The sequence below is a fragment of the Nonomuraea sp. B19D2 genome (genome assembly GCF_040137845.1).
GTDB lineage: Bacteria > Actinomycetota > Actinomycetes > Streptosporangiales > Streptosporangiaceae > Nonomuraea.
The window spans coordinates 548,504-562,922 of record NZ_JBEFAK010000002.1; the positions used below are offsets into that span (position 1 = coordinate 548,504).

13 protein-coding genes are annotated in these 14,419 nt (G+C 68.7%); 10 read left to right on the forward strand and 3 right to left on the reverse strand.

From position 1 onward, the window contains the following. Positions 1 to 9 precede the first annotated feature (9 nt). Positions 10 to 1,089 carry an inositol-3-phosphate synthase gene (locus tag ABN273_RS06305; protein ID WP_349447673.1) on the forward strand — a complete coding sequence of 360 codons (1,080 nt, stop codon included), beginning with the start codon at positions 10 to 12 and terminating at the stop codon, positions 1,087 to 1,089. 69 nt (positions 1,090 to 1,158) lie between these two features. Here ABN273_RS06305 and idi read toward each other — a convergent pair whose 3' ends face one another. Beyond that, positions 1,159 to 1,743 (reverse strand): isopentenyl-diphosphate Delta-isomerase, encoded by a 585-nt coding sequence (gene idi, locus ABN273_RS06310; RefSeq protein WP_349447674.1) that lies wholly within the window; start codon positions 1,741 to 1,743, stop codon positions 1,159 to 1,161. Between the two features lie 108 nt (positions 1,744 to 1,851). Between idi and ABN273_RS06315 the strand changes: the two genes are divergently transcribed. Beyond that, a complete protein-coding gene (locus ABN273_RS06315; protein WP_349447675.1) occupies positions 1,852 to 3,156 on the forward strand; it encodes an MFS transporter in 1,305 nt (434 codons plus the stop codon). Here the strand turns inward: ABN273_RS06315 and ABN273_RS06320 are convergent. Continuing rightward, positions 3,107 to 4,507 (reverse strand): CCA tRNA nucleotidyltransferase, encoded by a 1,401-nt coding sequence (locus ABN273_RS06320; protein WP_349447676.1) that lies wholly within the window; start codon positions 4,505 to 4,507, stop codon positions 3,107 to 3,109. The two genes, ABN273_RS06315 and ABN273_RS06320, sit on opposite strands and share 50 nt — an antisense overlap. A 151-nt stretch (positions 4,508 to 4,658) precedes the next feature. On the opposite strand from ABN273_RS06320, the gene ABN273_RS06325 reads away from it, so the two are divergent. From ABN273_RS06325 to trxA, 8 genes are all read left to right on the forward strand, one after another. Next, complete coding sequence (locus ABN273_RS06325) at positions 4,659 to 5,174, forward strand: YbaK/EbsC family protein (RefSeq protein WP_349447677.1); 516 nt, start codon at positions 4,659 to 4,661, stop codon at positions 5,172 to 5,174. A 50-nt stretch (positions 5,175 to 5,224) separates the two neighbouring features. Beyond that, entirely contained in the window at positions 5,225 to 7,339 is a 2,115-nt protein-coding gene (locus ABN273_RS06330; protein WP_349447678.1) for a DUF6049 family protein, read from the forward strand. After that, a complete protein-coding gene (murJ, locus tag ABN273_RS06335) occupies positions 7,336 to 8,940 on the forward strand; it encodes a murein biosynthesis integral membrane protein MurJ (protein WP_349447679.1) in 1,605 nt (534 codons plus the stop codon). Before ABN273_RS06330 ends, murJ begins: the two co-directional genes overlap by 4 nt. 166 nt (positions 8,941 to 9,106) lie before the next feature. Then, the gene (locus ABN273_RS06340) at positions 9,107 to 10,618 is read left to right on the forward strand and encodes a protein kinase family protein (protein ID WP_349447680.1); all 1,512 of its coding nucleotides are present in this window, start codon (positions 9,107 to 9,109) and stop codon (positions 10,616 to 10,618) included. 15 nt (positions 10,619 to 10,633) lie between these two features. Beyond that, positions 10,634 to 11,269, forward strand: coding sequence for an RNA polymerase sigma factor SigM (gene sigM / locus ABN273_RS06345; protein WP_185069557.1), 636 nt, complete (start codon positions 10,634 to 10,636; stop codon positions 11,267 to 11,269). Further along, on the forward strand, positions 11,259 to 12,167 hold the full coding sequence (locus ABN273_RS06350; RefSeq protein ID WP_349447681.1) for an anti-sigma factor family protein: 909 nt from the start codon (positions 11,259 to 11,261) through the stop codon (positions 12,165 to 12,167). Before sigM ends, ABN273_RS06350 begins: the two co-directional genes overlap by 11 nt. Before the next feature lie 153 nt (positions 12,168 to 12,320). After that, positions 12,321 to 13,253, forward strand: coding sequence for a thioredoxin-disulfide reductase (gene trxB / locus ABN273_RS06355; RefSeq protein ID WP_349447682.1), 933 nt, complete (start codon positions 12,321 to 12,323; stop codon positions 13,251 to 13,253). Between the two features lie 14 nt (positions 13,254 to 13,267). Further along, positions 13,268 to 13,582: a thioredoxin gene (trxA, locus tag ABN273_RS06360; protein ID WP_349447683.1), complete on the forward strand. Its 315-nt coding sequence runs from the start codon at positions 13,268 to 13,270 to the stop codon at positions 13,580 to 13,582. 76 nt (positions 13,583 to 13,658) lie between these two features. On the opposite strand, the gene ABN273_RS06365 is transcribed toward trxA, so the two are convergent. Next, positions 13,659 to 14,276, reverse strand: coding sequence for a GNAT family N-acetyltransferase (locus ABN273_RS06365; protein WP_349447684.1), 618 nt, complete (start codon positions 14,274 to 14,276; stop codon positions 13,659 to 13,661). Between the last annotated feature and the right edge of the window lie 143 nt (positions 14,277 to 14,419).

The following is a 14,419-nucleotide window of genomic DNA, read 5'->3' on the forward strand; positions in this document are numbered from 1 at the left end:
GCGAGTGCGATGGGTTCGGTTCGCGTGGCCATTGTCGGTGTCGGCAACTGCGCGTCGTCGCTGGTCCAGGGCGTTCACTACTACAAGGACGCCGACCCGGACGTACGGGTCCCGGGCCTCATGCACGTGAAGTTCGGCGACTACCACGTCGGCGACGTCGAGTTCGTCGCCGCGTTCGACGTGGACGCCAAGAAGGTCGGCCGCGACCTCTCGGAGGCGATCGTCGCCAGCGAGAACAACACGATCAAGATCTGCGACGTGCCGCCCACGGGGGTGACCGTCCAGCGCGGCCATACCTTCGACGGCCTGGGTGAGTTCTACCGGGAGATCATCGAGGAGTCCGACGAGGCTCCCGTCGACGTGGTCCAGGTGCTCCGTGACAACCAGGTCGATGTGCTGGTGTCCTATCTGCCGGTGGGCTCGGAGGAGGCGGACCGCTTCTACGCGCAGTGCGCCATCGACGCCGGCGTGGCGTTCGTGAACGCGCTGCCGGTCTTCATCGCCTCGGACCCGGTCTGGGCGGAGAAGTTCACCGAGGCCGGGGTGCCGATCGTCGGCGACGACATCAAGTCGCAGGTCGGGGCCACGATCACGCACCGCGTGCTGGCCAAGCTGTTCGAGGACCGCGGGGTGGAGCTGCTGCGCACGTACCAGCTCAACTTCGGCGGCAACATGGACTTCATGAACATGCTGGAGCGGCAGCGGCTCCAGTCCAAGAAGATCTCCAAGACGCAGTCGGTCACCTCGCAGATCCCGCACGAGATGGGCAAGGCCGACGTGCACATCGGTCCGTCGGACCACGTGCCGTGGCTGGACGACCGGAAGTGGGCTTACGTGCGGCTGGAGGGGCGGTCGTTCGGCGACACGCCGCTCAACCTGGAGTACAAGCTGGAGGTGTGGGACTCGCCCAACTCGGCGGGGATCATCATCGACGCGGTCCGCGCCGCCAAGATCGCCCTCGACCGGGGCATCGGCGGGCCCATCCTGTCGGCTTCCTCATACTTCATGAAGTCGCCGCCGAAGCAGTTCTCGGACGACGAGGCTCGCGAGTACGTCGAGAAGTTCATCCGGGGCGAGGTCGAGCGCTGACCCGCTGATACGGCGCCGCGCCCTCGGTACGGGGTGCGGCGCCGTCCTTTCGCCCGCGTCGGGCGCCGCCTACAGGCGCGCCGCTGGCGGCAGTGCGGACGGCGAGGCGGGTTGCCAGGCCATCGGGTCGGACCCGAGCTCGTCCAGCAGCGGCACCTGCTCCCGGCACCAGGGCGAGATCGCCAGCAGCCCGTTCATGACCCCTTCTGCGAACTCCTTCCACGGCATCCACCGCGTCTCCCCCACCTCCTCCGGGTTGGGCACGACAGGCGAGGACACCGTGGCGCGGTAGACCGGGCAGAGCTCGTGCTCGACGATCCCGTTGGCCATGACGGCGCGGTAGGCGAAGGTCGGCAGCATCAGGTCGACGCTCTCCACCGTCAGTCCCAGCTCGTAGGAGAGCCGGCGCGCGACCGCCCGGTCCACCGGCTCGCCCGGCAGCGGGTGGCCGCAGCAGCTGTTGGTCCAGACCCCCGGCCAGGTGACTTTGCGGTCGGCCCGCCTGGTGAGCAGCACGCGGCCGTCGTGATCGAAGACGTAGCTGGAGAACGCCAGATGAAGGGGCGTCTCACGTCCGTGCACCTCGGACTTGGGCGCGGTGCCGAGTGCACGGCCGTCACCGTCGACCAGCACAACGTGTTCCTCAATCGTCACGCTATGAAGCGTACGAGATCATGATGACCGCTCGGAACCCGCGAACCACCTGCTGTCTCAATATCTCCCCGGCATCGTATGCGACGTGCGGAGGACTAGGCTTGCCGCGTGTCGTTCGTCGCCGACCTGCGCGTGGTACTGCGGGGCCATGATTTCCGGAGGTTGTTCGCCACCCGGCTGATCTCGCAGTTCTCCGACGGGATCTTCCAGTTCGGGGTGACGGGCTTCGCCTTCTTCAGCCCGGAGAGCCAGACGACCGCGCTCGAAGTGGCCGTCGGGCTGGCCGTGCTGCTGCTGCCGTACAGCGTGCTCGGGCCCTTCGTCGGCGTGTTCATCGACCGCTGGTCGCGGCGGCAGATCCTGGTGGTCGCGCCCATCGTGCGCGGCGCGCTGCTGCTGGTCACGGCGGTGCTGGTCGCCGCGGACGTGCCGGATCCGGTGTTCTACGCGGCGGCGCTCGCCGTGCTGGGCGTCAACAGGTTCTTCCTGGCCGCGCTCGGCGCCTCGCTGCCGCACGTGGTGCCGGCGGACCGGCTGCTGGCGGCCAACGCGGTCACCCCCACCTCCGGCACCGTGCTGACGTTCGTGGGCGCGGGCGTGGGGTTCCTGCTGCGCGAGGTGTTCGGCAGCGCCGACCGGGGCGTCGCGCTGCTGCTGGTGACCTCCGGCGTGGTGTTCGGGATGAGCGCGCTGATGGCGCGGACGATGGCCCGCGACCTGCTCGGCCCCGAGTACGACCCCAGGAGGCCGCAGGCGCGCGAGGCCATGCGCAACGTGCTGGCCGGACTGGTCGACGGCGCCAGACACCTGGTTCACCGCCGCATGGCCGCCGCCACCATGGGGGCGATGGCCGCGCACCGCTTCCTCTACGGCATGGCGACCGCGCTCGGCATCATCCTCTACCGCTACTACTTCACCAACGGTGACCCCGACGCCGCGCTACGCGGAGTCAGCCTGGTCGTGGCCACGTCCGGCGTGGGCTATTTCCTCGCGGTGGTCATCACCCCGTACGCGACCGAGCGGTTCACGATCGAGCGGTGGGTGCCGATCGCACTGTCGGCGGCCGGGGTGCTGACGGCCGCGCTGGTGCTTCCGTTCCAGGAGTGGGGGCTGCCCGTGGCCGGGTTCGTGCTCGGGGTGGCCGGGCAGAGCGTCAAGATCTGCGCCGACACCACGGTCCAGCGCGACGTCGAGGACATCTACCTGGGCCGGGCGTTCTCCGTCTACGACATGCTCTTCAACGGCATGTACGTGCTGGCCGCGGCCCTGTCGGCGATGATCCTGCCCGCCAACGGCAAGTCCTACCTCGCCGTCGCGATCATCTCGGTCGGCTACCCCGTGGCGGCGCTCGTCTATCGGATGATCACCCGCCAACGCCGTTCGACCTGGCCCACTCCGTCAACGCCTCGGTAGCCGCCGCCTTGCCGATCATGCCCTTGTCGAGCCTGAGGTCGAGCAGGAACTTGTAGGCCCGCCCCACCACCGGCCCAGGCCCGATGCCCAGGACGCGCTGGATCTCGTTGCCGTCCAGCTCTGGGCGGATCTTGGCCAGCTCCTCCTCCTCGGCGAGCCTGGCGATGCGCTCCTCGAGGTGGTCGTAGGTGCGCGACAGCGCCGCGGCCTTGCGCTTGTTGCGCGTGGTGCAGTCGGCCCTGGTCAGCTTGTGCAGCCGGTCCAGCAGGTGACCGGCGTCGCGCACGTAGCGGCGTACGGCGCTGTCGGTCCACTCCCCCGTGCCGTAGCCGTGGAAGCGCAGGTGCAGCTCCACCAGCCGCGCGACGTCCGAGACCACGTCCTTGGGGAACTTCAGCTCGGTCATCCGCTTCTTGGTCATCTGCGCGCCGACCACCTCGTGGTGGTGGAACGACACGCGTCCGCCCGACTCGTGGCGGCGCGTCTTCGGCTTGCCGATGTCGTGCAGGAGCGCCGCCCAGCGCAGGACCCGGTCCGGCTTGCCGTCCTCCTCCTGCGCGATGGCCTGGTCGAGCACGGTCAGCGTGTGCTCGTAGACGTCCTTGTGCCGATGGTGCTCGTCGATCTCCAGGCGCAGCTTGGGCAGCTCGGGCAGCACGTGGGCGGCCAGGCCGGTCTCGACGAGCAGCCGCAGCCCCTCGCGCGGGTCGGCGCCGCAGGCGAGCTTGTCGAGCTCGTCGCGGATGCGCTCGGCCGAGACGATCTCGATGCGCCCGGCCATCGCGGTCATCGCCGCCACGGCGCTCTCGTGGACGCTGAACTCGAGCTGTGAGGCGAACCTGGCGGCCCGCAGCATGCGCAGCGGGTCGTCGCCGAAGGACTGCTCGGGCGTGCCCGGCGTGCGCAGCACCTTGGCCTTCAGGTCGCCGAGCCCGCCGTAGGGGTCGGCGAACTCGTGCCCAGGCAGCCGCACGGCCATCGCGTTGACCGCGAAGTCGCGCCGCTCCAGGTCCACTTCGAGCGTCTCGCCGTACATGACCTCGGGCTTGCGCGACTTCGGGTCGTACGACTCGCTCCGGTACGTCGTGATCTCGATCAGCCAGCTGCCCTTGCGCAGCCCCACGGTGCCGAAGTCGATCCCGATGGTCCAGACGGAGTCGGCCCAGTCCCTGACGATCTCCAGCACCCGCTCGGGGCGGGCGTCGGTGGTCAGGTCGAGGTCGTTGCCGATGCGGCCGAGCAGCAGGTCGCGTACGGGGCCGCCGACCAGGGCAAGCTCGTGGCCGTGCACGGCGAAGAGGCGGCCGAGCTCGTCGGCCACCGGCGCGATCTTACGGAACAGGTCCGTCATGGCTCGCTGCTGGCTGTCAGTCAGAGTTGAGTCGGACAAGCGGGTAGGTCCTTCTTGTGCTGCCGAAACATATCCCCCGAGCCACACCGGGTCGGGGTTACCGTCGGTCTTGGGACCGTCGGGGGCCATGGAACAAGGCAAGGAGGACTATATGAAGGACGCCCTCGCGATCCACCGCTGGCTCCTCGCACACCAGGTCCATCATGAGATCGTACGCCTTCCGCGCCCCATGACTTGCGCGGAAGATCTGCCTGAGGCGGTCTCCGCGGCACCGGACAGGTGCCTGATGGTCACTGTGCTCGAGGTCGCCACGAGGGTCGGCCGCGAGGTCGTCATCGGAATCACCTCCCCCGTGTCGGCGCCGCCGCCGCTGGGAACCGTCGGCGGAATACTGGGCATGCGGCGGGTGCGACCGGCCCCGGCCCACGTCGTCAACGCGGCCACCGACTACGCGAGCGGGCTGGTGTGCCCGCTGCTGCTGCCGGAGTCGCTGCCCATGTTCGTCGACGACCGGCTGCTCGACGACGACGATCTCGTCCACACCGCCACCGGCGAACGGCACACCGCCCTCACCTTGCGCGCGCTCGACCTGTTGGCACTTCTGCCAGGCAAGATGGTCGACCTCCGGGCGAAAGGATCACGTGAGGCGGTCGCGCGGCGGCACTGAACCCGTACCATTGCGGGCGTGCGTCGTCGTACTCCAGCTCGGGCATACGCGTGATCCGTAAGGCCACGCTGCTCTTCGCGTTGCTCGCCCTCACCGTGGTGGCGACCGCGCCCGGCGCGGCTGCCACGAAGATCGCGAAGGCGAGCAGGCAGACCCTGTCCGTCTCGATCTCGTCGATCACGCCCCAGGTGCCGGCCGCGCGTACCGATGTGATCAAGTTCACCGGCACGCTTCGCAACGACGGCAGCGCGCCGATGACCGGCCTGAGCGTACGCCTGCGCTACCAGCCACAGAAGTTCACCGACCGCGCCACCATGGCCGCCTACCAGAGCGACCAGAACCCCGCGACACTTCCCGGCAACGTCTCCTCCACCTCCCGCTACGACATCCAGGCGCTGGCCGCGGGCGCTCAGGTGCGCTGGGAGTTCACCGCGACGCCCATGCAGCTCACCTCCCCTGCGGTCCCCTCGTTCGGGGTCTACCCGGTGGCCGTGGAAGTGGCCCAGTACAACGTGGGCATCACCGCGCAGCGCACGTACGTCACCTACGCGCCGCCCACGGTGCCGAAACTGCCGCGCAACAAGCTCGCCATCGCCCTGCCCGTCATCGACCAGCCGCACCGGGCGATCGACGGCCCTCAGTTCGTGGACGACAAACTGAGCCAGTCGATCAGCGGCAGGGGACGGCTCGCCGATCTGGCGACCATCGCGCAGGCGGCGCCCAAGGACGTCACCTGGTTCGTCGAGCCGGGACTGCTCGACGATCTCACCGCGATGAAGGGGAAATACCAGGTCAAGACCAAGAAGGACGGCGTCCAGGACAAGCCGGCCAGTGCCGAGGCCGCGAGCTGGCTGACGACCATGCGCACCGCGCTGGCCGCCTCTCCGGTGTTCGCGGTCCCGTACGCCGATCCTGACGTGGCCGCGCTCGCCCACCAGGGGCTGGACGCGCAGCCCGGCAAGGCGATCGCGCTGGGCAGGCAGAAGCTCGCGGCACAGCTCGGGCGCGAGGTCAAGACCAACGTCAACTGGCCACCCGCGGGCCTGCTCGACGCCGACGCGCTCGACCTGCTCTCAGTCAGCACGGACAAGGTCGACAAGGTCCTGCTCAACCCCACCAACCTGCCGCCGCAGCCACCCGTGCCGTTCACGCCCGACGCCGCCGGCACGCTCGACTCGGTGAACGGGCCCGTCACCGCCCTGGTCGCCGACGCCGAGCTGAGCAAGCTGTTCGAGCCGACCACCAGCACGTCGGTGCTGCTCAGCACGCAACGCTTCATCGCCGAGACCGCGGTGATCGCCGCAGAAGCCGGCCAGACCTCGCCCAGGTCGATCGTCATCGCCCCGTCGCGCCGCTGGGACCCCAACCCGAAGCTCGTCACCGAGCTGATGAAGACCGCGGAGAAGCTGCCCTGGCTGCAGCTGACCCAGCTGGAGTCGCTCAAGCCGACCAGGCTGGCCGTCCCGCGCGCCGGGCTGACCTACACCGACCAGGACCGCAAGGAAGAGCTGAGCGCGAAATACCTCACCCCGGTCCGGGACGCCAGCTCGAAGGCGCAGCTCACCTCCCTGATCACGGCCGACAAGATAGCCTCCGGCTTCGACGCGGCGGTGCTCAGGCTCACCTCGTCGGCGTGGCGCAACAACACCCGTGTGGGCCGCTCGGTGACCAAGCTGGTCGACGCGGCGGTGACGGAGCGGATCGACAAGATCCAGATCACGGGAGCGGGTCCCGACCGGCCGCGCACGCTGGCGGGCAGCAACGGCGTGGTGCCGATCAGCGTGAAGAACTCGCTGGGAGTCCCCATCGCCCTCTACATCGACGTCACGTCCAACAACCCTGAGCTGCTGCGGGTCAACTCGCCGGAGGAGCTGCTGAGGATCGGCGGCGGGCAGAGCGGCACGGTACAGGTGGAGATGAACACCGCCACCGGCGGCAGCGGTGACGCGACGGTGACCGTGCAGCTCAAGACCGCCGACGGGCAGCCGTACGGCAAGCCGCAGCGGCTGATCATCCGTACGACCGGCTACACCGGCATCGCCTCGGTGATCGTGGGTGCCGCGCTGACCGTGATGCTCGCCGCCGCGGTGACGCGGGTGCTGCGGCGCAGGTCGGAGCGGAAGGTCGCGCGCGCAGCCAAGACCCGGGAGAGTGAGACCGTATGAGCCGCATGCTTCGGGCCAGCGCCATCATGGCGGCGGGCACGATGGTGTCCAGAGTCACGGGGTTCGTGCGGACCATGGTGCTGGCCTATGCCATCGGTACGAGGGCGCTGGGCGACTCCTACAACGCGGCGTACGCGATCCCGTACAGCATCCTCGACCTGCTGCTCCTCGGCGTGCTGAGCAGCGTCGTGGTCCCGATGATCGTGCGGGCGCAGCAGCACGACCCCGACGGTGGCCGGGCGTACGAGCAGCGGCTGCTGACGGTCTCCGCGGTGGCGCTGATCGCGGTCGCGGTGGTGGCGGTGTTCGGCGCGCCGCTGCTGATCGACCTCTACACCGACTGGGACGCGGGCAGCGCCAAATTCGAGGCCGCGGTCATGCTGGCCCGCTTCATCCTGCCGCAGCTCGCCTTCTTCGGCGTGGGCGCGGTGGCGGGCGCCATACTCAACACGCGCGACCGCTACGGCGCCCCCATGTGGGCGCCGGTGGTCAACAATGTGGTCGTCATCGGCGTGTTCCTGGTCTACGTCATGGTCGGCGGCGCACGCGACATCGGGCAGGTCACCACCGGCGACCTGGTGCTGCTCGGCCTGGGCACCACGGTGGGCATCGTGGCCCAGGCGGCCATCCTGATCGTCGCGCTCAAGCGGGTCGGGTTCGCCTTCGTGCCCCGCTTCGACGTGCGCAATGCCCGGCTGGGCGAGATGGGCAGGGCCGGTGTCTGGACGATCGGCTACGTGATCGTCACCCAGCTCGGCTTCATGCTGACCACCAACCTGGCCAGCGCGGCGGGCAACGTGGTGGACGGCCACGGCATCAGCTCGTACACGCTGGCGTTCCAGCTCTTCCAGCTCCCGTACGGCATCATCGGCGTCTCGGTGATCACCGCCATGCTGCCCAGGATGAGCCGGGCCGTCGGCGAAGGGCGGCTCGACGACGTGCGCAGCGAGTTCGGGTCGAGCGTGCGGCTGATCTGCTCGCTCATGGTGCCGGTGTCGCTGCTGCTCATGGTGCTCGGGCCGGCGATCACCGTGCCCATTTACGGCCACGGCGCCAACACCGTCGCCGACGCCGTCTACATCGGCAACGTGCTGCAGGTGTACGGGCTCGCGCTGGTGCCGTTCGCGCTGTTCCAGCTGCTGCTGCGGGTCTTCTACAGCTTCGGCGACACCCGCACGCCGGTGTTCATCGGCGCCGGCACGACCGCGGTCAACGCGCTGCTCATGGTGGTGTTCAACGCGCTGCTGCCGGCCCGGTACGCCGTGATGGGGCTGGCGCTCGCGTACGCCATCGCGTACGCGCTGGGGGCGCTCGGGGCCTGGTGGCTGGCCAGCCGCCGGGTTCGCGGGCTGGGCGGCTGGACCATCGGCATGGCGCTGACCAGGATGTACCTCGCGGCCATGCCCACCGCCGTGGTGGCGCTGGCGGCGGTCTGGGTGGCCACGGGAGTGTTCACCGGGCTAGGGTTCGTCAATTCCCTGATCGTGCTTGCTGTCGGGGGAGGCCTGGGATTGCTGCTCTATCTCGGCGTCGCCCACAGAATGCGCATCCCGGAGGTCAATTCCATCGTTGGGATGGTCGCGGGGCGGGTAGGTCGGTAAAGAACGCGGGCCGAATCCACTCGGCACTACCATGGTGCGCGACACGCGCGAATGGAAGCAGGAGGGGCGTGGGCGGATCCACCCGGCATAGCGTGCCTTCGTGGGACACCACCACGCAGGTGATTCGAGTCATGAGCACGCCCGATCGGCCAAGCGGAGTGAGCCTGTGAGCACGTCGGCCGTCGAACCCGGCACCCGTCTGGCAGAGCGCTTCCGGCTCGAGGACCGCGTCAGCGAGTCCGACGGCGCCACGTTGTGGAAGGCCATCGACGAGATACTCGCGCGTCCCGTGGCCGTCCACACCTTCGCGCCCGACTTCCCCCGCGTCCACGAGGTCGTCACGGCCGCCCGCGCCGCGAGCAGGCTGACCGACCCGCGCCTGACGCAGGTGTTCGACGCTGCGGAGGAAGACAAGACCGCCTACGTCGTCAGCGAGTGGGTCACCGGCGAGTCGCTGACCGACCTGCTCGCCTCCGGCCCGCTGGAGCCCGAGCGGGCGGCCGGGCTGGTGGCCGAGGCCGCGGAGGCGCTCGCGCACGCCCACGAGGCGCAGCTCTACCACCTGTGCCTGCGCCCCTCCCACCTGGTGTGGACGACCGGCAACACGGTCAAGGTGCTCGGCGTGGCCGTCGACGCGGCGCTGTCCGGGCTCACCACCGACCAGCCGGCGCTCGACGACGCCGAGGGCCTCGGCCGGCTGCTGTACGCCGGGCTGACCGGCCACTGGCCGGGCGACGAGGAAGAGGGCGGGCTGCCCGCGGCCCCCATGACCGACGGCCACTTCTGCACGCCCCGCCAGGTCACCGCCGGCGTGCCGAGCTACCTCGACACGGTCACCGTACGCGCGTGCCTGCCCGAGGCCCGCAGGGGCCAGGGCGCGCTGGCCAGCCCGTCCGACGTGGCAGAGGCGCTGGCCGGGGTGGCCAGACCCATGCCCATCCCGATCGCCTACCCCTCCACGCCCGCGGTGGCCTCCGCCTCCCACACCGAGGGCCTGGACATCGCGCACCGCCAGCAGCTCACGGTCCCGCCGCTGCCGCCCGCGCCGCGCCCCCCGCGAAGCGGCGGCGGCAGCACGCTCAACCGGGTGCTGATGACGCTGGTCGTGCTGCTCGTCATCGCGGCCGTCGGCGTCGGCGCCTGGACGATCGGCCGCAGCCTGGGCAGCCCGACCACGCCCGAGGCGGAGGGCACCAGCCCCAGCGCCTCCACGTCGGCCTCGGCCGAGGCCCAGGTGGTCAAGCCGAAGAAGGCGCAGGGGTTCGACCCGCTCGGCGACAAGGACGAGAAGTCCGACATGGCCGATCTGGCCATCGACGGCAAGCCCAGCACCCTGTGGAAGACAGAGGGGTACACCAGCGCCGACCTGGGCAACCTCAAGGAGGGCGTCGGTCTGCTGCTCGACATGGGCAAGTCCATGCAGATCAGCGACGTGGTCGCTACGCTGGCCGATGCTCCGGGTGCGACGGTCGAGCTCAAGGTGGGCGACTCGCCGGAGCTCGGCTCGCTGAAGACGGTGGCCACCGAGAAGAACGCGGCAGGCAAGACCACGCTGACCCCTGATCAACCGGCAACGGGTCAGTACGTTTTGATCTGGTTTACTCGTGTTCCGGCGGATGCGGGCAACTTTCATGGCACCATCTATGAAGTAGTGGTGCACTCTCCCGGATCGGCATAATCAGGAATCCCTCTTGTGAACTCCCCACCCGAGACACCCTCAGCAGCGGAGCGGCCGGCGGTCACAGACGCCGAGCTGCTGACCGCGCATATCAACGGGGATCCACACGCCTTCAGCGAAATCGTCAAGAGGCATCGCGATCGCATGTGGGCGGTCGCCCTGCGTACGCTCGGTGACCCTGACGAGGCCGCCGACGCCGTGCAGGATGCCTTCGTCTCCGCGTACCGCAAGGCCGCCACGTTTCGCGGCGAGGCGGCCGTCACGACCTGGCTCCACCGGATCGTGGTCAACGCCTGCCTCGACAGGATGCGCCGTAAATCGGTCAGGCCCGTCGCGGACGACGAGCTGATCGAGGCCGCCGAGCGTGAAACCCCCCTGCCCGACCAGACCGTCGAGCGCGAGGTCTCGATGGAGGTTTCGGCCGCGCTCAAGCTGCTGCCCAGCGACCAGCGGGCGGCGCTGGTGCTCGTCGACATGATGGGCTACTCGGTCGAAGACGCAGCTCAGGTGCTCCAAGTGCCGAGCGGCACGGTGAAGAGCAGGTGCGCGCGAGGGCGCGCGAAACTTGCCCCAATTCTTTCGCATCTGCGGAACCGATCGGACCTCAATCGCGTCTCATCCGCGAAGGGAGCAGAACTTCGTGACGGGTGATACGCACTACGATCTGGACATCCTGGCCGAGCTGGCCGAGGATCTCCTAGACGTCGACACGGCGCGCCAGGTCCGCGGGCATCTCGCGGTCTGCGACCCCTGTGGGGAGCTGCTGGCAGACCTGGCGGCGGTTCGCGAGGTGCTCGCGGCGACCCCCACACCGGCCATGCCGATGGGTGTCGCACTGCGCATCGACAAGGCCTTGGCCGCCGAGGCGGAGTCCCGGCGGGGAGGTGTCGGCCTCGTGGAAGCACCTGACTGGGACGAGCTCATGCGGGACGCCCCGTGGGAGCGGCCGGTCGAGGTGGCCGCGGAAGAAGCCCCCCAACCGGTACGCCTCGGGGTCGTCTCCGACGACGGCACGATCGTCCCGGCCAGGCGCAGAGCCTCGCGGCGGCGCAGGTGGGCGATGCCCGCGATCGCGGCCGCGGCGGCAGCCGCCGTGGTGGGCACGATCGTGACCTCGACCAGTCTGCTCGTGAGCAGCAGCGGCGGCGGCACCAAGGTTCAGACCGGTGGCGTCGAGGCCAAGCCCGCGCCCTCGTCTGCACCCTCGACTCCGTCGAAGGTCGGACAGCGGGCCAAGGCGTACGCGCTGACCGACAGCGGCCACAACTACAGCGACCAGGACCTGCGCCAGCCGCTCGAAGGCATGTTCGGCTTCCAGCGCATGGTGCTGGACGGCTCCGACGACGCCGGCAAGGTCGACAAGTGCGTGAGCCGGGTGGCGAGCCGGTCGAAGCTGCCGACGTACGCGGTCGACCAGGGCCAGTACAACGGCCAGGAGGCCCTCATCGTGGCTTCCTGGAAGGACAAGGCCACCCAGAAGCTGCGCATCGACATCGTTGACCCGTTCAACTGCAAGAACCTCCGTAAGCCCGCCCTGGGCCACTGGTAGCAACATGCGCTTTTGAGAAGGTTCGTGGTGAAAGAGCCCGCATTCTGGCGGGCTCTTTTGCTGTGTAGGGGGCGTTGTGTGTAGGGCAGGGAATCACGGCGGCCTAGGATCTGTTGACGCCGGTGCAACAGCAGACGAGGAAGGCGTGGAGCGTTGAGCGACGTTCGTAACGTGATCATTATTGGATCCGGCCCAGCTGGCTACACCGCGGCCGTCTACTCCGCGCGCGCCGAGCTCAAGCCACTGGTCTTCGAGGGCTCCGTCACAGCCGGCGGCGCACTCATGAACACCACCGACGTGGAGAACTTCCCCGGTTTCCCCGACGGCATCATGGGCCCCGATCTCATGGACAACCTGCGCAAGCAGGCCGAGCGGTTCGGTGCCGAGCTGGTGGCCGACGACGTGGTCGAGGTGGACCTGGAGGCCAACCCCAAGGTCGTCAAGACCCACACCGACACCTACTACGCCAAGTCCGTCATCCTGGCGATGGGGTCCGGTTACCGGGAGCTCGGCCTGGCGAACGAGAAGCGCCTGTCGGGGCACGGCGTGTCCTGGTGCGCGACCTGTGACGGCTTCTTCTTCCGCAACAAGGACATCGTGGTCGTCGGCGGCGGCGACACGGCGATGGAGGAGGCCACGTTCCTCACCAGGTTCGGCCGCATGGTGACCGTGGTGCACCGCCGCGACTCGCTGCGCGCCAGCAAGATCATGCAGGAGCGGGCGTTCGCGAACGAGAAGATCCGCTTCGTCTGGGACTCCGAGGTCGTCGACGTGCTCGGCGACACCCACGTCGAGGCCGTGAAGCTGCGCAACGTCAAGACGGGCGAGGAATGCGAGCTGGCCACTGACGCGTTGTTCCTGGCTATCGGGCACGATCCGCGTACCGAGCTGGTCAAGGGGCAGATCGATCTCGACGAGGACGGCTACATCAAGGTGGCCGCGCCGTCCACTGCGACCAACATCGACGGCGTGTTCGCCGCGGGAGACGTCGTCGACCACACCTACCGCCAGGCCATCACCGCGGCCGGCACCGGCTGCTCGGCCTCGCTCGACTCCGAGCGCTGGCTGGCCAACACCGAGAAGTGATAAAGGAGCGCACCGTGAAGGCTGTCACCGACGCCTCTTTCGAAGCTGACGTCCTCAAGAGCGACAAGCCCGTGCTGGTCGATTTCTGGGCCGAGTGGTGCGGCCCCTGCCGTCAGGTCGCGCCCATCCTCCAGGAGATCGCCAACGAGCACGGCGACAAGCTGGAGATCGTCAAGCTCAACATCGACGAGAACCCGGAGGTTCCGCGCCAGTACGGTGTGCTCCAGATCCCGACGATGAACGTCTACAAGAACGGAGAGCTCGTGAAGCAGATCATCGGCGCCAAGCCGAAGGCCATGCTGCTTCGCGAGCTCGACGGCATCATCTAGTCCGCTCTCCCGCGGCGCGCGCCCGGCCCCCTGCCCATGGCGGGGGGCTTTCGCGTTGTACGGCGCTGAGAAGTCGTCAGACGGGACGTAGCGCGCGTTCTGGACTCATGGAGCCCAGGAGCCGTTCCAAGGCCACCTCGACGTCCTCACGCCACGAGACGGCGGTCTTGAGCTCCAGCCGGAGTCGCGGAAAACGCAAATGCGGACGAACCGTCTTAAACCCCACAGAAAGCAAGTATTCAGCTGGAACTACGCAACTAGGCTCTTCCCACTTGAGGTCGCCAAAAGCTTCAATGGCTTTCACCCCGCGCCTGGTCAAGTCTTTGGCCACGCCCTGAATCAGCATTCGCCCCAGCCCGCCGCCCGAGAACTCCGGAATGATGTGCGCCGTCATGAGCAGCACCGCGTCGGCGCTGACCGGAGAGGTGGGGAAGGCCACGGAACGAGGGCTGTAGAGCGGCGGGCTGTAGAGCACGAACCCCGCGGGCACCCCGTCGACGTACACGATTTTCCCGCAGCTGCCCCATTCGAGCAGCGTGCCGGAGATCCAGGCCTCCTTCTCCAGCCCCGGATCGCCTGACTCCACCGCCCGCTCCCCGCTGACCGGATCGAGCTCCCAGAACACGCACCGGCGGCAGCGCCGCGGCAGATCATCAAGATTGTCCAGGGTTATGTTGACCAGCCGGCGCGACAACTACGGCCCCCTGTCGTTGACCCGGAAAAGCGCGCGAAAACCGCGTCCACAGGTGGCATCGTAGCCCAGTGAAGATGCAGCCAGCGGACACCACGACGGTCGAGCCCGTCACAGGCGACATGTCCGGTTAGCGTAATCTGGTA

Coding starts and splice junctions, on each gene's coding strand:
- murJ (WP_349447679.1), top strand. CDS start 7,336: ATGAGCCGCATGCTTCGGGCCAGCGCCATCATGGCGGCGGGCACGATG.
- ABN273_RS06325 (WP_349447677.1), top strand. CDS start 4,659: ATGAAGGACGCCCTCGCGATCCACCGCTGGCTCCTCGCACACCAGGTC.
- ABN273_RS06305 (WP_349447673.1), top strand. CDS start 10: ATGGGTTCGGTTCGCGTGGCCATTGTCGGTGTCGGCAACTGCGCGTCG.
- ABN273_RS06320 (WP_349447676.1), bottom strand. CDS start 4,507: ATGACGGACCTGTTCCGTAAGATCGCGCCGGTGGCCGACGAGCTCGGC.